Source organism: Streptomyces sp. NPDC002206 (genome assembly GCF_053593595.1).
On sequence record NZ_JBSFCW010000016.1, the window covers coordinates 114247 to 138602 of the forward strand.

A 24356-nucleotide genomic window follows, 5' to 3' on the forward strand; every position below is an offset into this window, starting at 1 on the left:
TACGTGCACGGAAGCCGTTGTGCGCGAGGGCCTGGAAGGCGTGGTCGCCAAGAGGCTGTCCTCCCCCTGCACGCCAGGGGCCCGCTCGCCCGACTGGCACAAGACCAAGAGGGTCGAGACCCTGGACGTGGTCATCGGCGGCTGGACGCGGAGGCGGGGCGCGGCCGGGGACGTGCCGGGCGCGGTTCTGGTCGGCGTGGACACGCCGGCCGGCCTGCGGTACGCAGGATCGGTGGGGTCGGGGATGTCCGAGCGTGAGCTGGCCGAACTCGCCGCGTACCTGGCGGTCATCGCGCGCCCGACGTCACCGTTCACCGACCCGGTCCGGGTGACTGACGCGCACTGGGGCGAGCCGCGGCCGGTCGCGGAGGTCACCGCCTCGGAGTGGACCGCCGCCGGCCGCCTGCGTCATCCGGTCCGGCAACGGCTACGGCCGGACCTGACCCGGCTGGACTGAGTACCGGAGGCGACCGATGACGGGGCGATGTGGCGCCGCTGCCAGGGCAGAGTCGCGTCGATGGCGGCGGCGAGCTCGGGGATCGTCGGCCTGGCAGCCGGGTCGGGCCGGAGGCAGCTGTCGATGGCCGTGGCGAGCTCACGAGGGAGGCGTCGGCGGGACCTGATCGGCGGAGCAGCTTCTTCGAGCTGCGGATACCAATCGTCCTGGCCGCCCGTGCCGTCGCCGTCGTCGGTCCCGTCCATGGTCTCGCCGCTGTCGAACGGCGCGTCGCCGGTGGCGACTTCGTACAGGGTGACGCCGATGCCCCACACGTCGGCCGCGGCCGACAGCGGCCCGCCGCGCGCCTGTTCGGGAGCCAGGTAGCAGAAGGTGCCGACGCCCGGAGGGGCGGTCCCGGGCGCTCGGGCGACGCTGAGGTCGAGCACTTTGGCGTGCCCGCAGTCGACCACGACGTTGGACGGCTTGAGGTCCAGATGCAGCAGGCCGTGACCGTGGAGGTAGTGCATCGCGGAACACAGATGCACACCGAGGAGGGCCACGTCCCCGGCGGCCGGCCGCCGGCGCAACCGGCCGATGAGGTGCGACAGCGTTTCGCCTGTCAGCGTTTCCAGCACGACGAGCGGCTCGGGCGACTCGAAGGTCTCGTACGCGCGGACCAGGTGCGGATGAGTGAATGTCCGGAGCCAACGGCCCTCTCGCAGCAGCCGGTCGCGCAGCTGCTCCTCGCGGCGGCGGTCGGGGCGCAGGACCTTCACGACGCATCGGCAGTCGCGCTCCTCGCTCCAGGCGTCGTAGAGATCGAGCCAGCCGGTCCGGGCCAGGTGCGCCAGGACCTCGTACCCCGGCGCGGGTTTCGTTCCTGGCGCGAGGGGCGGAGCCGGTCGGGCTGTGGCGTGGCTCATGAGAGGACCTTCCGCGGGGGTGGGGAGCCGGCGAGGGCGGGGCCGGTCACTCCGTTCAGCCGGTGAAGCCGGGCGTAGGTCCCGCCACGCAGCAGCAGGTCTTCGTGCGTGCCGCGCTCGACGATCCGGCCGTGGTCCAGCACCACGGTGGCTGTGGCGCCGCGGACGGTGAGCAGATTGTGCGAGATGACGACAGTGGTCCGCCCGGCCATGAGCCGGCGAAGCGGTTCCATGATCCGGCGGCCCGACTCGGCGTCCAGACCCGTGGTCGGTTCGTCCAGGAGAAGTACGGGTGCGTCCCTGACCATCGCGCGGGCGATCGCGAGGCGCTGGGCCTGCCCGCCGGACAGCGTCCGGCCACGCTGCCCCACCACGGTGTCGTAGCCCTCGGGGAGCAACTGGATGAAGTCATGGGCGTCGGCGGCACGGGCCGCCGCGACGATGTCCGCCTCTGCCGCGTCCGGACGGCCGTAGGCAATGTTCTCCCGTACGGTGCCGTGGAGGACGAGCGTCTCCTGCAGTACTACCGCGATGTTCTCGCGCAGCTCGGACAACCGCAGGTCCCTGAGGTCCGTGCCGTCGAGAAGGACTGCCCCCTGATCCGGGTCGTAGAAGCGCAGTTGCAGCTTTCCGACCGTGGATTTGCCGGCGCCGCTCGCGCCGACCAGCGCCAGCGTCGTGCCGGGTGTCACGTGGAACGACACGTGGGAGAGCGCCCACCGGGACGTACCCGGATAGCGGAAGGAGACGCCTCGGAACTCGATGTCGCCCCTGGCGCGCCCGATCCGCCGGGCCTCGGCGGCTTCGACGACCTGGGGGCGCTGGTCGAGCAACTCGATGATCCGTTCGGCGGAGGCGGATGCCGCGTAGAACGTGTTCGTGAGGTGGGACAGGTCGCGGATCGGACTGTAGAGGTTGCTCAGCAGCGCGAGGAAGACCAGCAGCCCGCCCAGGGTGAGCTGCCCCTGCGCCAACTTCCACGTGCCCAGGCCCATGACGGCCAGCGCGCCGGTCAGCTCGATGACCTCGACGATCGGGCTGTACACAGCGCGGATGCGTGCCGAGGCCATCGCTGCGCGGAACTTGCCCATGCTCTCGCGTTCGAACCGGCGCCCCTCCGTCTCCTGTCGGTTGTACGCCTGCACGAGTGCGATATTGCCGAGCGACTCCTCGGCGATCGCGCTGATCGAACCGCTGCGCCGCCGCCGCTCCCGCGATGCGGCCTTGATCAGCCGGGAGAAGTGCCGGGCCGCGCACCAGAAGAGCGGCACGATGACGATCGCGAGGACGGTCAGATCCCATCGCAGGTAGAACAGCAGACCGAGGAAGACGCCCAACCGGATCACGTAATAGAGGCCGTTCGCCACCCCGGAGAGGAGAAACGTCTCGACTGCGTCGACATCGCCTGTGATACGCGACAGCACGTCCCCCAACCGCCGTCGTTCGAAGAACCCGAGCGAGAGGCCCTGGAGGTGCTGGAACACATCCGACCGAAGGGCCAGCAGGAATCGCTCGCCGACCCAGGTGGACATCACGTCGTCGGTGAAATCCAGAACGCCGGAGCAGATGATGAGCCCTGTGTACGCCAGGGCGATCCAGAGGAATGGACGCAGATCGCGCGGAACGAGGACGTCGTCCACCACGGTCTTGAAGAGCCAGATCTCGGCCGCGTCGATGACGGGTCCGATCATGCTGAGGACGAGTATCGGGATGAGCCAGCGCCGGCCACCGCGTGTATAGGGCCAGAAGCGCCGGAACACCTCACGTGGGGCGACTGGTGGCGCGGCGGCGACGACCGCCTCGGGGTCGTCGGCCACCGACAGCAGCCGTCGCACAACATGCCGCGAGTCACGCCTCATTGACGCGTTCCTCAAGGATCGCCGGCTGAGCGGACCAGGAGCCGGAGCCGCTCAGCCGTCCTCTGTGGTCACCAGTGGTGACCGTGGTTGGTGTGACGACGACGGCGACGGCGACGACGGTCCCTTCCGGTGCTGTCGGAGCGCCCCGACGTCATGTCCCTCTTTTCGTGACGGTGTCTGGCGGGGATGAGTTGACTGAAGATCGCCATGGGCTTCCCTCCTGAAGAGGCTTCTGGACGGGATACGCTCCGGAGCGCTCGTGGGATTGCCTTTTCCTGAAATTTTCTTGCCCGGAGCCGTCTGCTGTTGTCGCCGCGCACGGATGCCGGGGCCCGATACCGCCTCCATTGCCAGGAACCCCAGCAGCACTGTCCCGGGCCCGTCCCGCCCGGATGCCGACTGCCCAGGGCCACGGCAGCGGTGGTGCTCATTCGCTGGTGCTCGGAAACGGCTCAGCCTCGGCCCGCCGGTGCCGATGCCCTCGCGTCCGCGCTCTCCGCCGGACCTCGCGTCCGCGCTCTCCGCCGGACCTCGCGTCCGCGCTCTCCGCCGGACCCTGCCCCTGAGCCTTGGACGGGCCGCTGTGCCGGCCTTCCACCGCGCCGCGCGGTGTCTGACGGAGGCAATCCTTGCGGGCTCGTGTTACGTAAGGAGTATGCGCAGGATTGGCATCCCCCTGGAGCGGGTGCCCGACGAAGCGCTGCTGGCCGGGCTCATGACCGGCGATCCCGAAATCGCCGTGGCGTTCGTCCGGCGGTTCCAGCGTCGGGTTTTCGGTGTGGCCATCGCTGTGGTGGGCGACGTCCAGCTCGCCGAGGACATCGCTCAACAGACCTTTGAGCGTGCCTGTCGACACGCTCAGGTCTACGACCCGCGCCGGGGATCGGTGCCCACCTGGCTGGTGGCCATCGCACACAACCTTGCGATCGACGCCGTACGCGCCCGCAAGGCCGCTCCAGTCGACCCCGCAGACCTGGAGAACATGATGGAGACCGTCGCCGACACACCGGAACGGCATGCGCTCTCCGCCGAAGCCGCGGTGGAACTGCGCCGCGCGGTCGGCACGCTGCCACGGGATCAGGCACGCGCTCTGGTGATGGCCGGTATCTACGGGATGACGGCTCAGCAGGTCGCCGACTTCGAGAAGATACCGCTCGGTACCGCCAAGACCCGGATCAGGGCAGCCATGGGCAAGGTCAGGGCGTCCCTCGCAGCCAGGCAGGTGGACTATGACTGACCACGGTGGGTTCACCTGTGAGCAGCTCAGGGAGATGGGCGCGGAGCTGGCGCTGGGCATACTGCCCGCCAGGGACCGGGCCGGGGCGATGGACCACCTGGAGAACTGCCCGGCCTGCCGCGAACACGTCCACGAGCTGGCGGCCACCTCGGACGCGCTGCTGGATCTTGTCCCTGGCAGCGAACCGCCGGTCGGCTTCGAGGACAGGGTGATCGACCGGCTCGGATTCTCCTCCGGGCGACGGCCGCGCCGGCGCGTACAGTGGCGGCGGTTCGCCCTTGCTGCGGCCGCAGCGGCAGCGGGCCTGGCCCTTGGCGGAGGCGGTTGGGTGCTCGGCGCATCCGTTGGCCGTCCGGCCCCGGTCGCGCCCATCGTCTCCCCGGTGCAGCCGCAGCTGCTCACCGCGCAACTCGCCAACGGGGGAAAGCCGTTCGGGCAGGTCTACCTCTACACCGGGCCCTCGCCGTGGTTGTACATGGCGGTTGACGCCGACGGGCACTCCGGCACTGTCCGCTGCCAGCTCCAGCGGGCCGACGGTTCCACCGTCCAGGTTGGTTCCTTCGCCCTCGACGACGAGGGATACGCCTCCTGGGGTGCGCCCTACGTCGCCGGAACGACGCCGGTCACCAGCGTCCGCCTGCTCAACGCGGACGGCTCCGTACTCGCCACTGCCGCCATCAACCAGCCCCACCGCTGAGCGGGTCGGGGATCGACGCGGGGACAGGGGCGCCACCGCCTGACCCACCTCACCGGGCTCTCTGATCCGCTCCGGAGGCAGCTGGGTTTCGTCATGCCGCTTCGTACCGGTGGGCCCGCCCGCCACGCCGTTCGATCCGGTGCGGGGCGTCGAGGAGATGCTCGGCGTCATGGATTCCGGCCCGCCGGAGAAATTCGATCAGGTCGCAGTCGTCGTGGGAGCGGCCGCCGATGGCACCGTTGACCGTGACCGCCCGGCCACCGGTCGGTGCACAGCGTCACGACTGTCGGGGGGCTCACCCCCTCAGGGTGCGCACGCCCAGCCGCTCGCGTGCGCCGCGAATCAGGCGGCCTTGTACTGATGCGCTTCGGCGCCCTGCCACTGGACCACGGCTCGGTTGTCGAGGATCCGTTTCGGGTCCGCCAAACCGGCGTCGGCGAGGAACACGATGAGGTCGTGATCGCTGTGCGCGAGTCCGAGTCTCTCGTCGCGATTGTTGACGTGCACGGTTACGGGCCGGGCGCCGGACGGGGTGGGTGCGTGGATGGTGATCGGTGGTGTCGCCATGACTCCAGGGTGGCCCCGCGTGAGGGCTGGCGCATCCGGCCGGCCCGGATACGGGGCCCCGGTCCCGCACGAGGATCGGAGCGTGACGATCGGAGTACGGTCGGTGGCCGGCGTCGTACTCGGTCCCGCAGGTGCCTCCCACCAAGTCGGTCCTGCCCGACCGTCGAACGCACGCCGTCATGCGGTCAGCTGCCGGCGAGCTCCTGGACGATCGGGCCGAATGCCTCCATATTCGGCTCCAGCACCGTCAGGTACGAGAAGCCGTACCGTTCCCGGCGCTCCCTCAGCTGATCGGCGACCGCCCGCACCGTGCCCATCGCGAGCAGCGGCAGTGCAAGGGCCTGGTCCTCGTCGAGGTGCGGTGTCCGCGGCAGCACCTCGCGCACGGCTGCACGACGGTCGTGGGTCGTCCGGACGAACTGGATGAGCAGATTCAGCTCCGCCGGGCTCTCCCGCGCGGTGGCGAACCGCCGGTAGGCGGCGACGCGCTCGTCGAGCTGCTCGGCGGTGAGGGGTACGAGTTTGCCGGTCCGGTCGCTCGCCGCCCCGGTGAACGCCACGATCTCCGCGAAGCGGGCCGCCAGGCGCAGGACCCGGTCCCCGTTCCCACCGATCAGCAGTGGTGGCCTGGGGTGTTGCGGGGACCTCGGGACGTGGCTGTCGTCGCGCAGCAGCCGGTCCAGCTCCTCGACCGTACGTCGCAGATGGTCCACCCGTCCGCCGGGGGAGAGGAACTCGATACCTGCCCGGTCGTGCTCCTCGCGTACGTATCCGGCCCCGATCCCCAGCTCCAGGCGCCCCTCGGTCAGCGCATCCGTACCAGCGGCCTCGCGGGCCAGCAGCGTCGGGTTCCAGAAGGCGGCATTGAGCACGAAGGTGCCGACGCGGGGCCGCTCCGTGGCCTCTGCGGCGGCGACCAGCGCGGGGAAGGGGGCCGGCAGGCCCAGGTGGTCGGGGACCAGGATGACGTCGTATCCCAGCTGCTCCGCGCGGCGGCATCGGGTGCGCCAGTCCGTCCCGCCGGCCGGCGTCAGCATGTTCACTCCAAATCGAAACGGCCTTGCCATGACCTCTCCTCGCGCCGGGTTGATCGATGGACAGGCCACACACTCTGCCAAGGGAGAGCGTGGTCCGTATGCCGAACCGTCCCCCCTTGCCGGTGCTAGCAATCCCGCGCTAGCTTGTTGATGTGCCCAAGACTCAGCTGAACGTACGAGTGGACGAGGCCACCGCCGAGGCCGCGCGGCAGCGCGCGCTGCAGAGGGGGATGAGCGTGAACCGCTACATAGAGGAGCTCGTCAAACAGGATGCGGGCGAAGTCGGACATACGTTTGTCGAAGCCGCTGCCGACTTCATGAAGCAGTACGAGTCGGTCTTCGCCGAGGAGTTCGGCCCGGAGCGCAAAGGCACCCGTTGAACCTCCGGATCGACCTTTCGTGGCTGCTCATGGTCGCCGAGCACAAGACGCCCGGCGATCCACAGGTCGTCGACTGGGGTGCGCTCGTCGCCGCGGTCGCCCGTCATGAGGCGGAGATCTTCGGCAGCCCCGTATACAGCGACCCGCACATCAGGGCCGCCGCACTTCTGCAGTTGCTGCTCCATGTCCCCGCGCTGGAACACTCCAACGCGATGTTCGCCTCCGCCGTCGCCTACGGCTATCTCGTCGCTTCCGGACTGAAGGTCATCACTTCGCCCGAGCAGGTCCGTGACCTGGCCCGGCTGGTCAAGGAGGGCAAGGCCGACGTCCGGGCCATCTCCGACGAGCTCCGTCAATGGAGCCTGTGACTCCCTTTGCGTAGGGTTTCAGGAAGGAGTCCTTCCGCGCTGAACCGGTGGCTAATGTCCGGCGCATGACACACATAGGGAACACGCGTGCGCGACGGATGACAGTGGCGGTTGTCGGCGCTGTGGCCGCCGTGATGCTCGGCGTCGGCGGGGCGATCGCCGTCGGAGCCCCGGACGGCGGCTCGGCCGACCCGACTCCCGTCCCCACCGAAACGTCCGACGGCGGCTCCGTCGGAGTCTCGGGCGGCACGGCCGGCGGCACCACCGATGGTGGTGGCACGGACGGCGGCAGCGTGAGCGGTTCGGGCGGCGTGGATCCCAGCCCCACCCCGACCGATGCCCCGGACCCCACCGACAGCCCTGACCCCACCGATGGACCCACCCCGTCTCCCACCGGCCCGGCGAGCATCGACGACCTGACCAAGCGCATCGACGACCTCGAGAAGAAGGTCGACCAGCTGCCCACGAAGAAGGAGCTGGCCGACGCACTGCGGGCGTTCGCGGACGAGCTGGAGCAGGAGGACTGACGCGTCAGTCCACCACGGTCGTCCGGCGGGCCACGCCCAGCACGCACGCGGAGGTGGGGAGCCGGATCCCCCTCTCCGGCATCTTGACCCTGCGGTACTCCTCCACCACGAACCCGGCCTTCTCGATCGCGGCGAGCGTGTCCCGCGACGTGTGACACCCACCGCACACCAGCGGCCACACCGTCCGGTCCAGTGTCCGCTGGGTCGCCGCCATGGCGCGGTCGTCGGCCCGTACATGCTCGAAGAAGCGCAGCTCCCCGCCGGGGCGCAGCACCCGGAGGATCTCCGCGAGCGACCGTTCCACATTCCGTACGGTGCACAGCACGAGTGACGCGACGGCCCCGTCGAACGCCTCGCTCTTCACCGGCAGCGCCTCCGCGGCAGCCGGTACGACATCCACCGGCATACCGGCACGCAGCGCGGACCGTAGCGCCAACTGCCGTAGGCACCACTCGGGTTCGATCGCCACCACTTCGGACACGGCAGGCGGGTAGTGAGCGAAGTTCAGGCCGTTCCCGGCGCCGATCTCGATGATGCGTCCCGACAGACCCGTGAGCAGATCCGCGCGGATCGCCGCCATGCCGGATCTGGTCTCCGCGGCCACGCTCACGCGGGCGTAGACCCGGGCGAAGACCGGGTGGTGCACCGCGTCCTTCGGGATCTTCGTGCTCCGCAGGCGCATGACAGACCTCCTCGACAGGACCGGATCCACCGGGTCGGCTCCACCGGACTGATCGGCGCGGGCGGGCCGGACCCGCCCGAAACCGACCGGAGAAGCCCGACCGGCACTGTACGGCTACTTAGATTCTCCCCCGTCCCGCGCCGCTCAGCCGCTCAGTCGACGGCCGGATTCCCGGTCGGCTCCGCTCCGCGGCTCAGCGGGTGGTCCGGATCCCGCCCAGCTCCGCCGTCAGCCAACTCGTGGCCCGGGCACGGAAGTCGACGGGCGCCAGCGCACCCGCCCCGGCGGGCACCACGCCCAGCAGCGGCGCACCCGCCACCACCGGAAGATCGTCGAGATTGCAGCGCGCGGCCAGGTCCGGCTCGGCCGGCATGCTGCCCACCACGACCCCGAGGCACCCGATCCCCCGCGCCCGCAGGGCTTCCGAGGTGAGCGCGGTCGTGTTGAGTGTGCCGAGCCCGGCAGACGTCACGACCAGAACCGGGGCGGCCAGCAGCCGGGCCGCGTCCGCGAGAGTGGCGCCTTCGTCGTCGAACCGTACGAGCAGCCCGCCTGCACCCTCGACCAGCACCAGGTCGTGCTCGGTCGCGAGTTTCTCGGCCGCTTCCGCGATCTGTTCCGGGTGCACGGGCGCCATGCCCGCCCGCCGGGCGGCCGTGTCCGGCGCCAACGGCTCGGGGAACCGGTCCAGTTCGAGGCCGGTGACTGCCTCGCCCGCCAGCCGACGCACCTCGAAGACATCGCCCGGTTCTCCAGGCGCGACACCCGTCTGGGCCGGCTTGAGCACGGCCACCGAACGCCCGGCGGCGACCGCCACCGCGGCAACCGCCGCCGTGACGACCGTCTTGCCGATCTCCGTACCCGTGCCGCTCACTACCAGTACCGGCATCTCAGCCCTCCCGCGCTGCGGCGCACACCGCACGGCAGATGCGCGCCAGATCGTCGTCGCCGGTCACATACGGCGGCATCGTGTAGATCAGGTCCCGGAACGGACGCAGCCACACGCCCTCGCGGACCGCGGCCTCGGTGGCCGCAGCCATGTTCACGTCGTGATCGAGCTGGACGACGCCGATGGCGCCCAGGACGCGTACGTCCCGTACACCCGCGATCGAGCGCGCACCGGCAAGACCGTCCCGCAGCCCCGTCTCCAGGCGCTTGACCTCCTGCTGCCAGTCCTGGCCGAGCAGCAGATCGATCGAGGCAAGGGCCACCGCGGCGGCCAGTGGGTTGCCCATGAACGTCGGCCCGTGCGCCAGCACCGGCACCTCGCCGCGCGAGATGCCGTCCGCCACCTGTGAGGTGCACAGCGTCGCCGCCATCGTGAGATAGCCGCCGGTCAGCGCCTTGCCGACGCACATTACGTCGGGAGAGATCCCGGCGTGTCCGGCCGCGAACAGCTTCCCCGTACGTCCGAAACCGCTGGCGATCTCGTCGAACACCAGCAGCACGTCATGTGCGTCGCACGCCTCGCGCAGCGCCCGCAGATATGCGGGGGAGTGGAACCGCATCCCGCCCGCACCCTGCACCACCGGCTCCACGATCACCGCGGCCAGCTCATCGGCATGGCGCGCGATCAGGTCCCGCAGATGGTGTACGTACGCCTCGTCCGGCTGCGTGTCGAAACCGCCGGGCGGCTCGTCGGCGAAGACCTGCTGGGGCAGCGCACCGGACCACAGCCCGTGCATGCCGCCCTCGGGGTCGCACACCGACATCGGCTGCCAGGTGTCCCCGTGGTAGCCGCCGCGCCAGGTCAGCAGCCGCTTTTTGGCCGGCCGGCCGGTGGAATGCCAGTACTGCAGGCACATCTTCACCGCGACCTCGACCGACACCGAACCGGAGTCGGCGAGGAAGACATGACGCAGCGGCTCCGGCGTGATCTCGACCAGCCGGGCTGCCAGCCGCACGGCGGGCTCATGGGTGAGGCCGCCGAACATCACATGGCTCATCCGGTCCAGCTGGCCGCGCGCCGCCTCGTTGAGCACCGGATGGTTGTAGCCGTGCACCGCCGACCACCACGACGACATGCCGTCGATCAACTCGTGCTGCCCATGGGCCGGTTCGGCGAGCCGGAGCCGTACCCCGGACGCGGACTCCACGATCAGCGGCTCCTGTCGGCCCGGCATCGGGCCGTACGGGTGCCAGACGTGGTCCCGGTCCAGGGTCCGCAACTGCGCGGGGGAGAGGGGGTCAGGCATTGGGGGCGAGATCCGTTCCCGCGCCGCGTCGGCGGACCGACACCAGATCCGTGCGCGCGGCCGGAGCCTCGGCGTCGACGGCCGCGGGCTCGTCGGCCACGTCACCGCAGGGCCCACAGCCCGCGGAGTGTCCGCCGCAACCGCCGCCGGTCTCCGGTTCGGCCCCCGCCTCTGCACGATGCCGGGGCAGCGTCGTCGTACCCGCGCCCTCCACCTCGAAACCGGCGTCCGCGATCATGTCCAGATCCGTCTGCCCCGCCTGGCCCTCGCTGGTCAGATAGTCGCCGAGGAAGATCGAGTTGACCAGGTGCAGGGCGAGCGGCTGCATCGAGCGCAGATGCACCTCGCGGCCGCCCGCGAGCCGGACCTCGACATCCGGACAGACGAACCGGACCATCGCCAGAATGCGCAGGCAGCGCTGCGGGGTGAGGTTCCACTCCTTGGCGAGCGGCGTGCCCTCGAACGGGATCAGGAAGTTCACCGGAACCGAATCCGGGTCCAGCTCGCGCAGCGAGAAGACGACATCGACCAGATCGGTGTCGCTCTCGCCCATCCCGGCGATCAGCCCGGAGCACGCGGAGAGCCCCGCCGCCTGCGCCTGCTGCACGGTCTCCACCCGGTCCGCATAGGTGTGGGTGGTGGTGATGTCCCCATACGTCCCCTCCGACGTATTGAGGTTGTGGTTGTACGCGTCGGCGCCCGCCGATCGCAGCCGGTCGGCCTGCCCCGCGGAGAGCAGACCGAGGCAGGCGCACACCTCGACGCCCTCGTTCTGCTCCTTGATCGCCTCAATCGTCTGCGACACCCGGTCGACGTCCCGGTCGGTCGGGCCGCGGCCGCTCGCCACCAGACACACACGCTTCGCGCCGCCCGCCACCCCGGCGGCGGCGGCCTTCGACGCCTCGTCCGGCTTCAGCCAGGTGTACTTGAGGATCTCGGCCTTCGAGCCGAGCCGCTGCGAGCAGTACGAGCAGTCCTCGGGGCAGAGCCCGGACTTGAGATTGACCAGATAGTTCAGTTTCACCCGTCGGCCGAACCACTGGCGGCGTACCTTTCCGGCCGCGGCCACCACTTCGAGCAGGTCGTCGTCGGAGGTCGCCAGAACGGCGAGCGCTTCTTCTCGGGTCGGCAGCTCGCGCCGCAGCCCCTTGTCCACCAGCGTGTTCAGGAGGTCCATGGCGATGATCCTTGCTTACTCCACCGCCCTCAGCCAAGGAGGAACCGGACAACAGAGCCCGCAGAGGGTGTGTGTATTGCCACACCATGCCCGGCTGCGCCCCCGGTTAGGGTCTGTGAGCTGCCTACAAAAGGGACCGTCGCCATGCCCCTCGCCCCGTTCGACTGGATCGACGACGAGGCCCGCCGCCGTGCGGACGCCGGACTCGTCCGCACGCTCCGCCCCCGGCCCGCCGAACCGGAACTGCTGGACCTCGCGAGCAACGACTACCTGGGCCTCACCCGGCACCCCGAGGTGACCGCGGCCGCCGCCGAGGCCGCGCACCGGTGGGGTGCGGGCGCCACCGGCTCCCGGCTGGTCACCGGGTCCACCGCACTGCACGCCGAACTCGAACGCGAACTGGCCGCATTCTGTGGCTTCGAGGCGGCGCTGGTCCTCTCCTCCGGCTACGCGGCCAATCTCGCCGCCCTCACCGCCCTCACCGGCCGGGGCTCCCTGATCGTCTCCGACGCGGGCAATCACGCCTCCATCGTCGACGGATGCCGGCTCTCCCGGGCCGAGACCGCCGTCGTACCGCATGCCGACCCCGAGGCTGTCGCAAAGGCGCTGCACGCGCACGGCGGCCGCGCCCTGGCCGTCACCGACTCCGTCTTCTCCGTCGACGGTGACGCCGCACCGCTGCCCGAACTGGCCGACGTCTGCCGTGCACAGGGGGCCGCGCTGCTCGTCGACGACGCGCACGGTCTGGGCGTACTCGGGGAAGGCGGACGAGGCGCCCTCGCCGCCGCCGGTCTCGCGGGCGGCGAAGGGATCGTCGCCACCGCCACCCTCTCCAAGTCCCTGGGCAGTCAGGGCGGAGCGGTCCTCGGACCGGCCCGGGTGATCGACCATCTGGTCAACGCGGCCCGTACGTTCATCTTCGACACCGGGCTCGCACCTGCCGCCGCGGGTGCCGCCCTCGCGAGCCTGCGTCTGCTGCGCCGCGAGCCGGAACGGGCCGGCAGGGCCGGCGCGGTCGCCACCGCCCTGTACGAACAACTGACCGCCGCGGGACTGACCGCCGTGCGTCCCGACGCCGCCGTCGTCTCGGTCCGGGCGCCTTCGGCGGACGCGGCGGTGCGCTGGGCGGCCGACTGCCGCACGGCCGGGATCGCGGTGGGCTGCTTCCGCCCGCCGTCGGTCCCGGACGGCATCTCGCGGCTGCGGCTCACTGCCCGCGCCGATCTGACAGAAGCGCAGATCGCGAACGCGGTGGAGACCGTCCTGCGGACGGCTCCGGCGGCCTGACCGGACCCGCGAACCGGCCGGTCAGCCGGCCGGCCCGTCGGTCAGGCCGGAGACGAACGACTTCCAGGCCGCCGCCGAGAACCGCAGCGGAGGCCTGGACACGTCCTTGGAGTCCCGCACGGCCAGCTGCTCCGGACCGAGCGGCGCTGCTTCCACGCAGTTGTTCATCCCCGTGCTGCGGCTGCTGCGCCGCCACCGTAACGCGTGCTCTGCGAGGCAATCGGACATCGGGCCCCCTCGGGCAGTCTCAGGTTCCTAGCCGTCGCGGTCGATCGCGGCGATCAGGTCCAACGAGTGCTCCGGCGACAGCGCGTGTGCCTGCATCGTGCAGAAGGCCGAGCTGTACGCCTCAAGGTCTTCTTTCCGTTCCAGGTAGAGGCTACTCGTCAAGTGGTCGAGAACGACCACATCCAGATCAGAAGTGTTGGGAAAAGAGAAGATGACGAAGGGTCCGGTGAGACCCATGTACCCACCTACCGAGAACGGCAGCAACTGCAGTTCGATGTGCGGCAGTTGGGAGAGCCGGATCAGGTGGCGCAACTGATTGTGCATCACCCGGCGCCCGCCGACCTCGCGCCGTAGCACCGCCTCGTCGAGCACCGCGGTCAGCCGTAGCGGCGGATCGGTCCGCAGCACCCCCTGCCGGGCGAGCCGCACCTCCACCAGCGAGTCCAGCTGGTCGGCGGGTAGTCCGTCCAGCGACGCACGGGTCACCGCACGCGCGTAGTCGGCGGTCTGCAGGAGCCCGGGCACCACGGAGGTCTCCAGCGTGCGGGCGGTTCTGGCCTGGGACTCCAGACTGATGAAGTCCCGGTACTGGGGCGGGATGAGCCCGCGGTAGGCGTGCCACCATCCGGTTCCACCGCCGCCCGCCGAGCCCGCGAGCGTCTCCAGGAGCGTCCGTAACTGCGGGTCGTCCAGACCATAGGCATCCAGCAGTCGGCTCACATCGGCCGGTTTCACACCACTGGTACCGGTCTCGATCCGGCTCACCTTCGACTGATGCCAGCCGAGCAGCTGTGCCGCGTCACGACTCGTCAGTCCGGATGTGTGGCGCAGACTCCGCAGCTCCTCTCCGAGCTTGCGGCGGCGCACCGCGGGACCGTGCTGCATCCGCGGCCTCCCTCCCTCTCGTGCCGAGAGGCCATCTTGCCGCCGATGTGCGGTATTCCGGGCGAGAGTTCACCGCTTTGAGCGACAGATATATGCATATCTTGGTGGATCGCCGTCACGGAGGGTCGCATCAGTGGCAATCTGGCGCGAAGCGCACTCCGGGCCGATCGCGGGTCGGTCCGGGCGGGAAAAGGACGGCTCGCCATGGCAGACCATCAAGAAGCAAGAGTCACTCTGCCGAGCGAGCCGCTCTCGGTCTCCTCGGCCCGGAGATACGTGGCGGGAGTGCTCGCCGACTGGGGTCTCCCCGATGACACGGAGACCGCCGACGCCATCCGGCTCATCGTCTCCGAGCTCACCACCAACGCCGTCCAGCACACCTTCGGCCGGTCGCCCACCTTCACCGTGGACCTGCGGCTGGAGCGGGAGGAGCAGCTGCATCTCGGCGTGACGGACAGTCACCCCCGCTGGCCCCAGCGACTGCCCGCCGCCGTGCGGCAGGACAACGGGCGCGGCATGGTGATCATTCGCTGTCTGGCCAAGGAGTGCGGCGGACGGCTCACGGTCACGCCGACCGCCGAGGGTGGCAAGACCGTCTGGATCGCACTCCCCTGGACGCTCCCCGTCCAGACTTGACCACCGTCCTCGCGGACCTGGACTCAGGCCCGGTCGGGACGTCGCGTCCCCGGCAGTCGGCCGCCGGTCGCGTCGCCGGCCTTCGCGACATGGTCACTGCGCAGCAGCCCTCCCGAAGCCGCCGCGCAGCAGCGCGCACAGCGTCGCGGCCGCCCCACTCGCACGGTCGCCGTGGTGCACCACCGAGATGGTCCGCCGGAATGCCGCGGGCTCCAGCTGTCGCAGGGACAGGGGCGTCGGCAACAGCGCGGCGACCATCTCAGGCACCACCGCGAGCCCGATCCCCGCACTGACCAGGGCGCACACGAGTGCATAGCCCGGTGACTCGCACACCACGGCGGGTGTCGCCCCCGCCTAGACCAGGGCGTTCTCCACCCCCCGGCGGGACGGATGGGCCCGCGGCCGTAAGACGCGCGCCGGGGTGGTGTTGGTCACCGTGCCCGCGCTGTTCCGCACCGTGCAGTTTCTCGGCGGGGCGTACGTCCTCCACCTCGGGATCGGCGCCCTGTACGCGGCACGGCGCCGCACCACGGACGGGGGCGGTTCGGAGGCGGACCCGGGCTCGGACGCGCGGCGGGCCTGTGGGCCTTCCGTGACCGGATCCGGACGCGCGCTGCGCCAGGGCCTTCTGACCAACGCCCTGAATCCCAAGGCGCCCGTGCTCTTTCTCAGCCTGCTGCCGCAGTTCGTTCCGGACGGGCAGCCGCCCGTGCCCAGGACCCTGCTGCTGGCCACCGTCGTCGTGCTGCACGCGCTGATCTGGTTCCCGGCCGTGGCGCTGCTGGTGGAACGCCTGGGCCGGTGGCTGCGCCGGCCGCGTGCCGCCCGCGCCATCGAGGGCGGCAGCGGCGCGGCGCTCACCGCGCTGGGGCTGGCGCTGGGCACCGGCCCCCTGCTGCACTGACCGGCGGAGGTGACCGGGGAAAGGTGGAGCAGGCAGAAGAGAGGTCAGCGGACCCGTCCGTACCAGACGCTCCTCGTCCAGATCTTCTCCAGCCGCACCACGGCACCGCTCTTCGGGGAGTGCCAGATCCTGCCCCTACCGGCGTAGATCCCCACGTGGAAGACGCTGCGCCCCCAGTGGAAGAAGACCAGATCGCCGCGTCGGCGCTGCGAGGCCGAGATGTGCCGGGTCTTGTTGTACTGCTGCTGGGCCGTGCGGGGGAGCTTCTTGCCCACCCTTTTGAAGGCGTACATCGTCAGACCCGAACAGTCGAAGCGGTGGGGGCCCGTGCCCCCGTACCGGTACGGCGATCCCTTCTTCGACGCGGCGATGTTGAGCACCTTCGTCGAATGAGCCGCGGCCTGGGCTTCGGCCACAGCGCCGGGGGCGATCACGGAGCCGCCGACGGCGGCGAGCGTCAGAACCGTGGCAGTACCTGCCCGGGTGAGCAGAGACGGGACATGAACCTGCGCAGTCATGCGCAACCCTTCGTCAGCCGCCTGTGAAGGATGACCTGTCGGGTTCGGGCTGGCGAAGTTGCCCGGCCGCACTCGGCGGCTTCACCCCGAGGGTCGACCGGATATCCGGTCGACCCGTTGTGCTCGGGTCCTCCACTCCTGCCGATCCACTTCTGTCGACCAGGCATCCGGGTGGCGGCAGGACTCGGCGTCCGCCCGGACCGCCCCGCCGCGGTGGCGGGGGCTTGTCGTCCCACGGATCTTGGCTCACCGAGTGCCGGATTTTCTACGATAAGGAGCGATATAGAAGATTGATCGCGATTGATCCGTCCGGGTGGGTGCGGTAGTTGTGCGAGGCCGGCCGGTCGGCCCGACCGGTCCCGTACCAGCGGCGGAATGGCAGACTTCGTTCACCGGCCATGCCGGAAGCGCAAGTTGAACAATCCCTCGTGCGGGGGATCTCCTACTCCGAACGAGCGAGGAATTTTGATCAGCCCGCCGGGCGTGTCGCGGAAGGGGGTTGATCAACTCGTCTGGGCAGGGGGCACGGTGACCCGTCGGGCCCGCCGCTCCCCGTCCAACACGCGAAGCGCCCGCGCCAAGGTGGCGGCGTGGATCTGTGCTTCACCGCGCTCGTGCATCATCACGAGTGCGTTCCGCAGGGCGACGGCCCGCGAGGCGAGTGCCTGTGCCGCGCGCAGCGCGCCGTAGGTGTCGCTGCCGTGGGCGGGGTTGATCCGGCCCAACTGGTCGAGGACTTCCAGGTAACAGTCGATGAACTCGCCCTCGGCGCGCGTCAGCGCGGGCAGCGGCGGGAACTCCGGTGACTGCATCGGGTGTTCACCTCGCGCTGTTCGGCGGGAGCGACGTCTTGCGGTTCTCCAGAACGTGGTCCACCAGGCCGTACGCCTTGGCGCCCGGGGCGTCGAGGATGAGATCGCGCTCGATGTCCGCGGCGATCCGCTCGGCAGTTCGCCCGGTGTGACGGGCCAGCAGGCGGGTGAGCTGTTCACGGATGCGGACCAGTTCTCGTGCCTCGATCTCCAGATCGGACGGCTGGCCCTGCAGCGGCTCGGGAAGCGCGGGCTGCTGCACGACGACCCTGGCCCCGGGGAGGGCGTGCCGTCGGCCGGGGGCGCCCGCGGCCAGCAGCAGGGCCGCGCTGGAACCGGCCTGTCCGAGGCAGAAGGTTTCCATCTCGCAGGTGAGGTACTCCATCGTGTCGTAGATCGCCGCCATGGCGTCGAACGAGCCGCCGGGGGAGTTGATGTAGAGGGAGATGGGGCGGTCGGGCGCGGCGTGTTCCAGGTACATGAACTGCGCGATCAGATCGGTGGCGGCGGTGTCGTCGACCGGGGTGCCGAGGAAGACGATCCGCTCGGCGAGCAGCTTGGAGTACGGGTCGAGGGTGCGGGTCCCGTCGGTCGTGCGCTCGGTGAACTCGGGCAGTACGTAACGGGCGGCAGGGCGGAACATGGTGAAGCCTCTCCTCCGGTGTCTGCGTCTGCGCGGGGCCTGCACAAGCATCTGTGAAAAATGTACAGGACGTACAGAAGGTTATGATGGGGACTATGGCCTACGAGATTCCGGTGACGCAAGCCCGAGCTGAGCTCGCCGAACTGATCAACCGCGTCGTCTACGGCGGCGAGCGAGTCGTGGTGACCCGGCACGGCAAGCCGCTGGTGGCGCTCGTTTCGGCCGCTGACCTGGAGCGACTCGAGAAGGAAGAAACGGCTGCCGAGGAGCAGGTGATCAGCTCGGTCTCCTCGATCGGCTCCGCCGCGTCCGCCACGGGCGAACGGCGACGCTTCGGCATCGCGGCGGAACACCGGGGGCGGACCGACCCGGGCAACTGACGGCCTGTGCCCCCGCGGTGAGGTCGCCGGACGCCACGTCGCGATGCCACTGCGTACGAGCGCGGCGACGCCGATCAGCGCCCCGGCGGCCCGGCCGCCGCGCAGCCTCAGCATCGTGACGGCGGATCCGGCGGCGACACCCGCGATCGCCAGCGGCAGGATGCCCGCGCCGAGCGCGCTCCCGCGCGGATCCCCGGCAGGAGCCGCCACGACATCAGTGACCTGCACCTGGCTGCCGGCCAAGGCCCGGGTGGTGACGGCCTCGCGGAGCAGCTGGGCCACCATCGGGCTCGCCGCCGAGGCGGTCAGCAGCCGTGGCCCCTTCGGTGTGATCACGACCGCGCCGTATACGACCCGGTCCTCGATGGCGGTACGGGCCGTGGCCCCGTCACCGAAGCGGTGGATCTCGAAGGCGTCCCCGTGCTGCCCGAACTGCTGCTGGAGCCGGTCGGCGGCCGGTGCGGAGCCCGCGATGCCCGGAGGGAGGTCCCGTGGTGCGATCCGGGCGGCAGGCCAGGCGAAGGCCCAGAGCGCGATGGTCACCACCACGGGGATCAGGAGGACGACCGCCACCATGCGGTGGTTCGGAGTGGCGGGCATGGAGGGCCTCGATTCAGAGAGAAGGATCGTTCGTTTTGCGGGCGTCACCTGTCCTCCAGTGCGGCGTCTGTCAAGAAAGAACGTTCGTTTTGGATTGCGGCCATGGCTCGCGTATCCCAGGTACACCTCGACGCCCGCCGCAGGCAGATCCTGGATGGTCCCGCGCGCTGCTTCGCACGGAACGGCTTCCACGGCACCTCCATGCAGGACGTACTGCACGAGGTCGGGCTCTCGGCGGGTGCGGTCTACCGCTACTTCAGCGGCAAGGACGATCTGATCGCGGCCATCGCCGGAGAGGCGGTCGGCAGTGTCCGGCAGGCGTTCGAGGAGGCGGTCCGGGTCAGCCCGCCACCCACCCCTGATGTGCTGATCGGCCGTGCGACGCGGACGCTGTTCAGTGGCGAAGGCCGGGGGATGGACCGACGGGCCTACGCCGGGCTGATCGTGCAGGTGTGGTCCGAGACCCTGCGCAGCGAGCGGCTCGCCGCCACCCTCGGCGAGGCGTACGGAGGGCTGTGCTCGGGCTGGGAAGAGTTGGTCGAGGTCTACCGCGAGGCCGGCATTCTGGCCGCCGACGTGCCGTCCGATCATGTGGCCCGCACCTTGATCGCCACCGCCCGGGGATTCATTGTGCAGCCGGCGATGTTCGGGGACGCCGCGCCCGAGGTGCTGGAGAACGGCCTGCGTGGCCTGATGTCCATGGACCTGCAAAAGATCAGTTAACGCGCCGGAAAAACTTCCGCCCTAACGTGCAATACCTCGGAGTGAGACACCGGTTCTGAGTTCAACAGTCTGTTGAGCGCAGTTAATGTCTCGCTGCGCCCAGCACCGTACTGGGCGGAAGACTGTGAGGTGGAAGCGTTGCAACTGACCCCGCATGAGCAAGAACGCCTGCTCATCCATGTGGCCGCCGACGTGGCGGAGAAGCGTCGGGCGCGTGGACTGCGGCTCAACCACCCCGAGGCGGTGGCGCTGATCACCGCGCATCTGCTGGAGGGCGCCCGCGACGGCCGTACGGTCTCCGAACTGATGGCGTCCGGGCGGAAGGTACTCACCCGCGACGACGTCATGGAGGGGATCCCCGAGATGATCCACGATGTCCAGGTCGAGGCCACCTTCCCGGACGGCACCAAGCTGGTCACCGTCCATGATCCGATCGTCTGACGGGGCGCCGCCGATGATCCCCGGAGAGATCCTCTACGCGGACGGGCCGGTGCCGCTCAACCCGGGCCGCCCGATCACCCGACTCACCGTCCTCAACGCCGCCGACCGGCCCGTCCAGGTCGGCTCGCACTACCACTTCGCGGAGGCCAACCCCGGCCTCGAATTCGACCGTGCGGCCGCCCACGGCCTGCGGCTGAACATCGCCGCCGGGACCGCGGTCCGCTTCGAGCCCGGCATCCCCGTCGACATCGAACTCGTGCCCCTCGCCGGACGGCGCATCGTCCCGGGCCTGCGCGGCGAAACCGGAGGTGCCCTCGATGGCTGAGCTCAACCGCGCCGTGTACGCCGATCTGTTCGGGCCGACCACCGGCGACCGCGTCCGGCTCGCCGACACCGATCTGCTCGTCGAGATCGAGGAGGACCGCTCCGGTGGCCCCGGACGCGCCGGCGACGAGGCAGTGTTCGGCGGTGGAAAGGTGATCCGCGAATCGATGGGCCAGGCGCGCACCACCCGGGCCGAAGGGGCTCCCGACACCGTCATCACGGGCGCCGTCATCATCGACCACTGGGGCATCGTCAAGGCGGACATCGGCATCCGCGACGGCCGGATCACCGGCATCGGCAAGGCGGGCAACCCGGACACGATGGACGGCGTCCACCCCGACCTCGTCATCGGCCCGGAGACCGAAATCATCGCGGGCAACGGCAAGTTCGTGACCGCCGGTGCCGTCGACGCGCACGTCCACTTCATCTCGCCGACCATCGTCGACCAGGCGCTCTCCGCCGGTGTCACCACGCTCGTCGGCGGCGGCACCGGACCGGCCGAGGGTACCAAGGCCACCACGGTCACCCCGGGCGCCTGGCACCTCGCCCGGATGTTCGAGTCGTTGGAGGCCTACCCCGTCAACATCGGACTGCTCGGCAAGGGCAACACGATGTCCGGCGAAGCTCTGCGGGCTCAACTGCGCGGCGGGGCCCTCGGATTCAAGATTCATGAGGACTGGGGGGCCACCCCGGCTGTCATCGACGCCTGTCTGAACGTATGCGAGGAGAGCGGCGCCCAGCTCGCCATCCACACGGACACCCTCAACGAGGCCGGCTTCGTCGGCGACACCCTCGCCGCGATCGCCGGCCGCTCCATCCACGCCTACCACACCGAAGGCGCCGGCGGCGGGCATGCGCCGGACATCATCACCGTGGTCTCGGAGCCGTACATCCTGCCCAGTTCCACCAACCCCACCCGGCCGCACACCGTCAACACCATCGAGGAACACCTCGACATGCTGATGGTCTGCCACCATCTCAACCCGGCCGTCCCGGAGGACCTGGCGTTCGCCGAATCGCGGATCCGGCCGTCCACCATCGCCGCCGAGGACATCCTCCACGACCTCGGAGCGATCTCGATCATCTCCTCCGACTCCCAGGCGATGGGCCGCGTCGGCGAGGTCGTCCTGCGCACCTGGCAGACCGCCCATGTGATGAAGAAGCGCCACGGCCCCCTGCCCGGCGACGGGCGGGCCGACAACCACCGAGTGCGTCGCTATGTCGCCAAATACACCATCAACCCGGCCGTCGCCCAGGGCCTCGACCAGGAAATCGGTTCCGTCGAGACCGGCAAACTCGCGGACCTGGTGCTGTGGGACCCGGCCTTCTTCGGCGTCAAGCCGCAGACCGTCATCAAGGGCGGACAGATCGCCTACGCACAGATGGGCGACGCCAACGCGTCCATCCCCACTCCGCAGCCGGTGATGCCCCGGCCGATGTTCGGCGCACTCGGCCGGGCGCCCGCCGCCAACTCGTTCAACTTCGTGGCGAGCGCGGCCATCGAGGACGGGCTGCCGGAACGCCTCGGACTCGGTAAACGCTTCGTGCCGATCACCAGCACTCGGGGGGTCACCAAGGCGGACATGCGGGAGAACGACGCGCTGCCGCGGGTCCAGGTCGATCCGGACAGCTTCGCCGTGACCATCGACGGCGAACCGGTCGAACCCGCGCCCGCCGCTGAACTCCCCATGGCCCAGCGCTACTTCCTCTTCTGAGACAGGCCAAGTGATGAGCCGCGCAGCACTGCTCGTCCTCGCCGACGGCCGGTTCCCCGCCGGGGGGCACGCCCACTCCGGTGGCGCCGAACCGGCCGTCGAGGCAGGACGCATCCGTAACGTCGAGGACCTCGCCGCCTTCTGCCGGGGCCGCCTGCACACCACCGGACTCACCTCCGCCGCACTCGCGGCGGCGGCCGCCCACGGCCTCGACCCGCTCGCGCTCGACGAGGCCGCCGATGCCCGCACCCCGTCACCCGCACTGCGCGCGGTCGCGCGCAAGCTCGGCCGTCAGCTGATGCGGGCCGCCCGTGCCACCTGGCCCAGCCCCGAACTCGCCGCACTCGCGGAGGCCCGGCCGCGCGGCGCCCACCAGCCCGTCGTGCTCGGCCTCACCGCACGCGCGGCGGGTCTCGGACCCGAGGACGCGGCCCACTGCGTCGCTTACGAAACGGTCAGCGGACCGGCCACCGCGGCGGTCCGGCTGCTGTCCCTGAACCCCTTCGAGGCCACCGCAGTCCTCGCCCGCCTCGCGCCGGAACTCGACCGGGTCGCCGAACAGGCCGCCGCCGCCGTTCACCACGGCATCGACGCGCTGCCCGCGGCCTCCGCGCCTCTGCTCGACATCACCGCCGAAGCGCATGCCGCTTGGCCGGTCCGCCTGTTCGCCTCATAGGACCACCCGCACCGCACCCCTCAGGAGCCGCACCCCATGCACCTCGACCACTCCCACGACGGCCCGGCAGCCATCAGTGCCGACGCCGCACGCCCCGACGGCACCCGCCGCGCCCTGCGCATCGGGCTCGGCGGCCCGGTCGGATCCGGCAAGACGGCGACCGTCGCAGCGCTCTGCCGCACGCTGCGCGACCAGCTGTCCATCGCCGTCGTCACCAATGACATCTACACCCGCGAGGACGCCGCGTTCCTGCTGCGCAACGCTGTGCTGCCGCCCGAGCGCATCCAGGCCGTCGAGACCGGCGCCTGCCCGCACACCGCCATCCGCGACGACATCTCCGCCAACCTCGAAGCCGTCGAGGACCTGGAGGACACCGTCGGCCCTCTCGATCTGATCCTCGTCGAGTCCGGCGGCGACAACCTCACCGCCACCTTCTCCAAAGGCCTGGTCGACGCCCAGATCTTCGTCATCGATGTGGCGGGCGGTGACGACATCCCGCGCAAGGGCGGGCCCGGTGTCACCACCTCTGACCTCCTCGTGATCAACAAGACCGACCTCGCGCCGTATGTCGGCTCCGATCTGGACCGGATGGCCCGGGACGCCGCGGAGCAGCGCGGCACACTCCCCGTCGCCTTCACCTCCCTCACCTCCGGCGAGGGCGTCAAGCCCGTCGCGGACTGGGTACGGGCGCAGCTCGCCGCCTGGACCGCATGAGCGTCCACGCGACCGCCCGGATCACCGCCGTCCCCGACGGCCGCGGCGCCACGGCTCTTCCCGTCCTCGAGAGCGACGGGCCGCTGGCCCTGCGCCGGACCAGGGCCATCGTCGCCCCGTGCGCCCGGGTCACCGTCGTCGGCGCGATGAGCGCGCCGCTGGGGGGCGACCGGCTCGCCATCGAGGCGCGGGTCGAGGACGGCGCCCGGCTCACCGTGGACTCCGCGGCGGCGACCGTGGCGCTGCCCGGCCCTGGACCGTATGTCCAACCCGCCACATATGACATCGAGTTGAAGGTGGGGAAGAGGGCGGAGCTCAACTGGCTTCCGGAGCAGCTCATTTCGGCGTGCGGCAGCGAGCTGCGCATGACCACCAGGGCCGAACTGGCCGAGACCGCAAAGCTGGTGCTTCGGGAGGAGCAGATCCTCGGACGCCACGGCGAGACCACCGGCACTCTCATCAGCCGCCTCACCGTCCACCGCGCCGGACGCCCGCTTCTCGATCAGCAAGTGGCGTACGGACCGGGGGCGCCCGGCGGCTGGGACGGTGGCGCCGTGCTCGGCGGACACCGTGCGATCGGCCAGCTCCTCGTGGTGGACCCGGCATTCGAGGACAAGTGCCCCGATACGAGACTGCTGGGGCCGACCGCCGTTCTCACCCGGCTGGTCGGCCCCGCGGTACTGGTGACCGCCGTGGCCCCCGACGCACGACTGCTGCGCAGCGTCCTGGACGGTGCGCTGGACGAGGTGCTGGCCGGCTGACGCGGTTGCGCACCGCTCAGC

The 24356-nt window shown here is 70.4% G+C and carries 29 protein-coding genes, 3 pseudogenes and 1 riboswitch; of the genes and pseudogenes, 17 read left to right on the forward strand and 15 right to left on the reverse strand.

The features are described 5' to 3' along the window. Window positions 1-19 precede the first annotated feature (19 nt). Window positions 20-457: an ATP dependent DNA ligase gene (locus tag ACWCP8_RS26125; protein ID WP_352269050.1), complete on the forward strand. Its 438-nt coding sequence runs from the start codon at window positions 20-22 to the stop codon at window positions 455-457. On the opposite strand, the gene ACWCP8_RS26130 is transcribed toward ACWCP8_RS26125, so the two are convergent. Both ACWCP8_RS26130 and ACWCP8_RS26135 read right to left on the reverse strand, forming a co-directional pair. Further along, the gene (locus tag ACWCP8_RS26130) at window positions 409-1362 is read right to left on the reverse strand and encodes a serine/threonine-protein kinase (protein WP_451118483.1); all 954 of its coding nucleotides are present in this window, start codon (window positions 1360-1362) and stop codon (window positions 409-411) included. The genes ACWCP8_RS26125 and ACWCP8_RS26130 overlap by 49 nt on opposite strands. Then, window positions 1359-3221, reverse strand: a complete 1863-nt coding sequence (locus tag ACWCP8_RS26135; protein WP_352269052.1) for an ABC transporter ATP-binding protein — start codon at window positions 3219-3221, stop codon at window positions 1359-1361. Before ACWCP8_RS26135 ends, ACWCP8_RS26130 begins: the two co-directional genes overlap by 4 nt. Before the next feature lie 655 nt (window positions 3222-3876). Here ACWCP8_RS26135 and ACWCP8_RS26140 point away from each other — a divergent pair. Beyond that, entirely contained in the window at window positions 3877-4458 is a 582-nt protein-coding gene (locus ACWCP8_RS26140; protein ID WP_352269054.1) for an RNA polymerase sigma factor, read from the forward strand. Then, window positions 4451-5155 (forward strand): anti-sigma factor family protein, encoded by a 705-nt coding sequence (locus ACWCP8_RS26145; RefSeq protein ID WP_451118485.1) that lies wholly within the window; start codon window positions 4451-4453, stop codon window positions 5153-5155. The genes ACWCP8_RS26140 and ACWCP8_RS26145 overlap by 8 nt, the downstream gene beginning before the upstream one ends. Before the next feature lie 342 nt (window positions 5156-5497). Here the strand turns inward: ACWCP8_RS26145 and ACWCP8_RS26150 are convergent, their stop codons facing one another. Both ACWCP8_RS26150 and ACWCP8_RS26155 read right to left on the reverse strand, forming a co-directional pair. Continuing rightward, window positions 5498-5722: a hypothetical protein gene (locus tag ACWCP8_RS26150; protein WP_267006372.1), complete on the reverse strand. Its 225-nt coding sequence runs from the start codon at window positions 5720-5722 to the stop codon at window positions 5498-5500. Window positions 5723-5907: 185 nt separating this feature from the next. After that, window positions 5908-6789, reverse strand: a complete 882-nt coding sequence (locus ACWCP8_RS26155) for an LLM class F420-dependent oxidoreductase (RefSeq protein ID WP_352269056.1) — start codon at window positions 6787-6789, stop codon at window positions 5908-5910. Window positions 6790-6911: 122 nt separating this feature from the next. Between ACWCP8_RS26155 and ACWCP8_RS26160 the strand changes: the two genes are divergently transcribed. From ACWCP8_RS26160 to ACWCP8_RS26170, 3 genes are all read left to right on the forward strand, one after another. Then, the gene (locus tag ACWCP8_RS26160; protein ID WP_030921856.1) at window positions 6912-7139 is read left to right on the forward strand and encodes a hypothetical protein; all 228 of its coding nucleotides are present in this window, start codon (window positions 6912-6914) and stop codon (window positions 7137-7139) included. Then, window positions 7136-7507 (forward strand): fic family toxin-antitoxin system, toxin component, encoded by a 372-nt coding sequence (locus ACWCP8_RS26165; protein WP_327123546.1) that lies wholly within the window; start codon window positions 7136-7138, stop codon window positions 7505-7507. The genes ACWCP8_RS26160 and ACWCP8_RS26165 overlap by 4 nt, the downstream gene beginning before the upstream one ends. Before the next feature lie 65 nt (window positions 7508-7572). After that, window positions 7573-8034 (forward strand): hypothetical protein, encoded by a 462-nt coding sequence (locus ACWCP8_RS26170; protein WP_352269058.1) that lies wholly within the window; start codon window positions 7573-7575, stop codon window positions 8032-8034. 4 nt (window positions 8035-8038) lie between these two features. Here the strand turns inward: ACWCP8_RS26170 and ACWCP8_RS26175 are convergent, their stop codons facing one another. The 4 genes from ACWCP8_RS26175 to bioB form a co-directional block, all read right to left on the reverse strand. Further along, entirely contained in the window at window positions 8039-8716 is a 678-nt protein-coding gene (locus ACWCP8_RS26175; protein WP_352269060.1) for a class I SAM-dependent methyltransferase, read from the reverse strand. Between the two features lie 193 nt (window positions 8717-8909). Beyond that, window positions 8910-9605 (reverse strand): dethiobiotin synthase, encoded by a 696-nt coding sequence (gene bioD, locus ACWCP8_RS26180; protein WP_451118488.1) that lies wholly within the window; start codon window positions 9603-9605, stop codon window positions 8910-8912. Between the two features lies 1 nt (window position 9606). Continuing rightward, window positions 9607-10911, reverse strand: coding sequence for an adenosylmethionine--8-amino-7-oxononanoate transaminase (locus ACWCP8_RS26185; RefSeq protein ID WP_451118490.1), 1305 nt, complete (start codon window positions 10909-10911; stop codon window positions 9607-9609). Next, window positions 10904-12088, reverse strand: a complete 1185-nt coding sequence (bioB, locus tag ACWCP8_RS26190; RefSeq protein WP_352269064.1) for a biotin synthase BioB — start codon at window positions 12086-12088, stop codon at window positions 10904-10906. Before bioB ends, ACWCP8_RS26185 begins: the two co-directional genes overlap by 8 nt. Before the next feature lie 144 nt (window positions 12089-12232). Here bioB and ACWCP8_RS26195 point away from each other — a divergent pair, with 144 nt between their 5' ends. Then, the gene (locus ACWCP8_RS26195) at window positions 12233-13375 is read left to right on the forward strand and encodes an 8-amino-7-oxononanoate synthase (RefSeq protein WP_352269065.1); all 1143 of its coding nucleotides are present in this window, start codon (window positions 12233-12235) and stop codon (window positions 13373-13375) included. Window positions 13376-13396: 21 nt separating this feature from the next. Here ACWCP8_RS26195 and ACWCP8_RS26200 read toward each other — a convergent pair whose 3' ends face one another. Together ACWCP8_RS26200 and ACWCP8_RS26205 are read right to left on the reverse strand one after the other, a co-directional pair. After that, a complete protein-coding gene (locus ACWCP8_RS26200; RefSeq protein WP_352269067.1) occupies window positions 13397-13603 on the reverse strand; it encodes a DUF397 domain-containing protein in 207 nt (68 codons plus the stop codon). Window positions 13604-13630: 27 nt separating this feature from the next. Continuing rightward, on the reverse strand, window positions 13631-14488 hold the full coding sequence (locus ACWCP8_RS26205; RefSeq protein ID WP_352269068.1) for a helix-turn-helix domain-containing protein: 858 nt from the start codon (window positions 14486-14488) through the stop codon (window positions 13631-13633). Window positions 14489-14692: 204 nt separating this feature from the next. Between ACWCP8_RS26205 and ACWCP8_RS26210 the strand changes: the two genes are divergently transcribed. Beyond that, the gene (locus ACWCP8_RS26210) at window positions 14693-15124 is read left to right on the forward strand and encodes an ATP-binding protein (RefSeq protein ID WP_451118494.1); all 432 of its coding nucleotides are present in this window, start codon (window positions 14693-14695) and stop codon (window positions 15122-15124) included. 93 nt (window positions 15125-15217) lie between these two features. Here the strand turns inward: ACWCP8_RS26210 and ACWCP8_RS26215 are convergent. Then, window positions 15218-15517: pseudogene (locus ACWCP8_RS26215) on the reverse strand (LysR family transcriptional regulator substrate-binding protein); the annotation flags it as partial. 31 nt (window positions 15518-15548) lie between these two features. On the opposite strand from ACWCP8_RS26215, the pseudogene ACWCP8_RS26220 reads away from it, so the two are divergent. After that, window positions 15549-16028, forward strand: a pseudogene (locus ACWCP8_RS26220) (LysE family translocator); the annotation flags it as partial. A 44-nt stretch (window positions 16029-16072) separates the two neighbouring features. On the opposite strand, the gene ACWCP8_RS26225 reads toward ACWCP8_RS26220, so the two are convergent. The 3 genes from ACWCP8_RS26225 to ACWCP8_RS26235 form a co-directional block, all read right to left on the reverse strand. Next, on the reverse strand, window positions 16073-16546 hold the full coding sequence (locus ACWCP8_RS26225) for a C40 family peptidase (protein WP_352269071.1): 474 nt from the start codon (window positions 16544-16546) through the stop codon (window positions 16073-16075). Between the two features lie 3 nt (window positions 16547-16549). Beyond that, window positions 16550-16722, reverse strand: a riboswitch (cyclic di-AMP (ydaO/yuaA leader). A gap of 327 nt (window positions 16723-17049) precedes the next feature. Beyond that, window positions 17050-17358: a hypothetical protein gene (locus tag ACWCP8_RS26230; RefSeq protein ID WP_352269072.1), complete on the reverse strand. Its 309-nt coding sequence runs from the start codon at window positions 17356-17358 to the stop codon at window positions 17050-17052. 7 nt (window positions 17359-17365) lie between these two features. After that, window positions 17366-18001, reverse strand: a complete 636-nt coding sequence (locus tag ACWCP8_RS26235) for an ATP-dependent Clp protease proteolytic subunit (RefSeq protein WP_267006387.1) — start codon at window positions 17999-18001, stop codon at window positions 17366-17368. 95 nt (window positions 18002-18096) lie between these two features. On the opposite strand from ACWCP8_RS26235, the gene ACWCP8_RS26240 reads away from it, so the two are divergent. Further along, window positions 18097-18381: a type II toxin-antitoxin system Phd/YefM family antitoxin gene (locus tag ACWCP8_RS26240; protein ID WP_352269074.1), complete on the forward strand. Its 285-nt coding sequence runs from the start codon at window positions 18097-18099 to the stop codon at window positions 18379-18381. A 54-nt stretch (window positions 18382-18435) separates the two neighbouring features. Here the strand turns inward: ACWCP8_RS26240 and ACWCP8_RS26245 are convergent. After that, a pseudogene (locus tag ACWCP8_RS26245) lies at window positions 18436-18981 on the reverse strand (ABC transporter permease); the annotation flags it as partial. Window positions 18982-19083: 102 nt separating this feature from the next. Here ACWCP8_RS26245 and ACWCP8_RS26250 point away from each other — a divergent pair. The 7 genes from ACWCP8_RS26250 (at window position 19084) to ACWCP8_RS26280 (ending at window position 24335) form a co-directional block, all read left to right on the forward strand. Then, complete coding sequence (locus ACWCP8_RS26250; RefSeq protein WP_352269075.1) at window positions 19084-19704, forward strand: TetR/AcrR family transcriptional regulator; 621 nt, start codon at window positions 19084-19086, stop codon at window positions 19702-19704. Window positions 19705-19842: 138 nt separating this feature from the next. After that, window positions 19843-20145, forward strand: a complete 303-nt coding sequence (locus tag ACWCP8_RS26255; RefSeq protein WP_352269076.1) for an urease subunit gamma — start codon at window positions 19843-19845, stop codon at window positions 20143-20145. A gap of 13 nt (window positions 20146-20158) precedes the next feature. Then, entirely contained in the window at window positions 20159-20470 is a 312-nt protein-coding gene (locus ACWCP8_RS26260) for an urease subunit beta (RefSeq protein ID WP_352269103.1), read from the forward strand. Next, entirely contained in the window at window positions 20463-22184 is a 1722-nt protein-coding gene (locus ACWCP8_RS26265) for an urease subunit alpha (protein ID WP_451118498.1), read from the forward strand. The genes ACWCP8_RS26260 and ACWCP8_RS26265 overlap by 8 nt, the downstream gene beginning before the upstream one ends. Before the next feature lie 13 nt (window positions 22185-22197). Next, a complete protein-coding gene (locus tag ACWCP8_RS26270; protein WP_352269078.1) occupies window positions 22198-22860 on the forward strand; it encodes an urease accessory protein UreF in 663 nt (220 codons plus the stop codon). A 36-nt stretch (window positions 22861-22896) separates the two neighbouring features. After that, on the forward strand, window positions 22897-23574 hold the full coding sequence (gene ureG, locus ACWCP8_RS26275; RefSeq protein ID WP_352269079.1) for an urease accessory protein UreG: 678 nt from the start codon (window positions 22897-22899) through the stop codon (window positions 23572-23574). Continuing rightward, on the forward strand, window positions 23571-24335 hold the full coding sequence (locus ACWCP8_RS26280; protein WP_451118500.1) for an urease accessory protein UreD: 765 nt from the start codon (window positions 23571-23573) through the stop codon (window positions 24333-24335). Before ureG ends, ACWCP8_RS26280 begins: the two co-directional genes overlap by 4 nt. The last annotated feature ends 21 nt before the right edge of the window (window positions 24336-24356 follow it).

Bases quoted from the DNA above. Each gene is read 5' to 3' on its own strand.
- ACWCP8_RS26130 (WP_451118483.1), bottom strand. From the start codon at position 1,362: ATGAGCCACGCCACAGCCCGACCGGCTCCGCCCCTCGCGCCAGGAACG.
- ACWCP8_RS26135 (WP_352269052.1), bottom strand. From the start codon at position 3,221: ATGAGGCGTGACTCGCGGCATGTTGTGCGACGGCTGCTGTCGGTGGCC.
- ACWCP8_RS26140 (WP_352269054.1), top strand. From the start codon at position 3,877: ATGCGCAGGATTGGCATCCCCCTGGAGCGGGTGCCCGACGAAGCGCTG.
- ACWCP8_RS26145 (WP_451118485.1), top strand. From the start codon at position 4,451: ATGACTGACCACGGTGGGTTCACCTGTGAGCAGCTCAGGGAGATGGGC.
- ACWCP8_RS26150 (WP_267006372.1), bottom strand. From the start codon at position 5,722: ATGGCGACACCACCGATCACCATCCACGCACCCACCCCGTCCGGCGCC.
- ACWCP8_RS26155 (WP_352269056.1), bottom strand. From the start codon at position 6,789: ATGGCAAGGCCGTTTCGATTTGGAGTGAACATGCTGACGCCGGCCGGC.
- ACWCP8_RS26170 (WP_352269058.1), top strand. From the start codon at position 7,573: ATGACACACATAGGGAACACGCGTGCGCGACGGATGACAGTGGCGGTT.
- ACWCP8_RS26175 (WP_352269060.1), bottom strand. From the start codon at position 8,716: ATGCGCCTGCGGAGCACGAAGATCCCGAAGGACGCGGTGCACCACCCG.
- bioD (WP_451118488.1), bottom strand. From the start codon at position 9,605: ATGCCGGTACTGGTAGTGAGCGGCACGGGTACGGAGATCGGCAAGACG.
- ACWCP8_RS26185 (WP_451118490.1), bottom strand. From the start codon at position 10,911: ATGCCTGACCCCCTCTCCCCCGCGCAGTTGCGGACCCTGGACCGGGAC.
- bioB (WP_352269064.1), bottom strand. From the start codon at position 12,088: ATGGACCTCCTGAACACGCTGGTGGACAAGGGGCTGCGGCGCGAGCTG.
- ACWCP8_RS26195 (WP_352269065.1), top strand. From the start codon at position 12,233: ATGCCCCTCGCCCCGTTCGACTGGATCGACGACGAGGCCCGCCGCCGT.
- ACWCP8_RS26200 (WP_352269067.1), bottom strand. From the start codon at position 13,603: ATGTCCGATTGCCTCGCAGAGCACGCGTTACGGTGGCGGCGCAGCAGC.
- ACWCP8_RS26205 (WP_352269068.1), bottom strand. From the start codon at position 14,488: ATGCAGCACGGTCCCGCGGTGCGCCGCCGCAAGCTCGGAGAGGAGCTG.
- ACWCP8_RS26210 (WP_451118494.1), top strand. From the start codon at position 14,693: ATGGCAGACCATCAAGAAGCAAGAGTCACTCTGCCGAGCGAGCCGCTC.
- ACWCP8_RS26225 (WP_352269071.1), bottom strand. From the start codon at position 16,546: ATGACTGCGCAGGTTCATGTCCCGTCTCTGCTCACCCGGGCAGGTACT.
- ACWCP8_RS26230 (WP_352269072.1), bottom strand. From the start codon at position 17,358: ATGCAGTCACCGGAGTTCCCGCCGCTGCCCGCGCTGACGCGCGCCGAG.
- ACWCP8_RS26235 (WP_267006387.1), bottom strand. From the start codon at position 18,001: ATGTTCCGCCCTGCCGCCCGTTACGTACTGCCCGAGTTCACCGAGCGC.
- ACWCP8_RS26240 (WP_352269074.1), top strand. From the start codon at position 18,097: ATGGCCTACGAGATTCCGGTGACGCAAGCCCGAGCTGAGCTCGCCGAA.
- ACWCP8_RS26250 (WP_352269075.1), top strand. From the start codon at position 19,084: ATGGCTCGCGTATCCCAGGTACACCTCGACGCCCGCCGCAGGCAGATC.
- ACWCP8_RS26260 (WP_352269103.1), top strand. From the start codon at position 20,159: ATGATCCCCGGAGAGATCCTCTACGCGGACGGGCCGGTGCCGCTCAAC.
- ACWCP8_RS26265 (WP_451118498.1), top strand. From the start codon at position 20,463: ATGGCTGAGCTCAACCGCGCCGTGTACGCCGATCTGTTCGGGCCGACC.
- ACWCP8_RS26270 (WP_352269078.1), top strand. From the start codon at position 22,198: ATGAGCCGCGCAGCACTGCTCGTCCTCGCCGACGGCCGGTTCCCCGCC.
- ureG (WP_352269079.1), top strand. From the start codon at position 22,897: ATGCACCTCGACCACTCCCACGACGGCCCGGCAGCCATCAGTGCCGAC.
- ACWCP8_RS26280 (WP_451118500.1), top strand. From the start codon at position 23,571: ATGAGCGTCCACGCGACCGCCCGGATCACCGCCGTCCCCGACGGCCGC.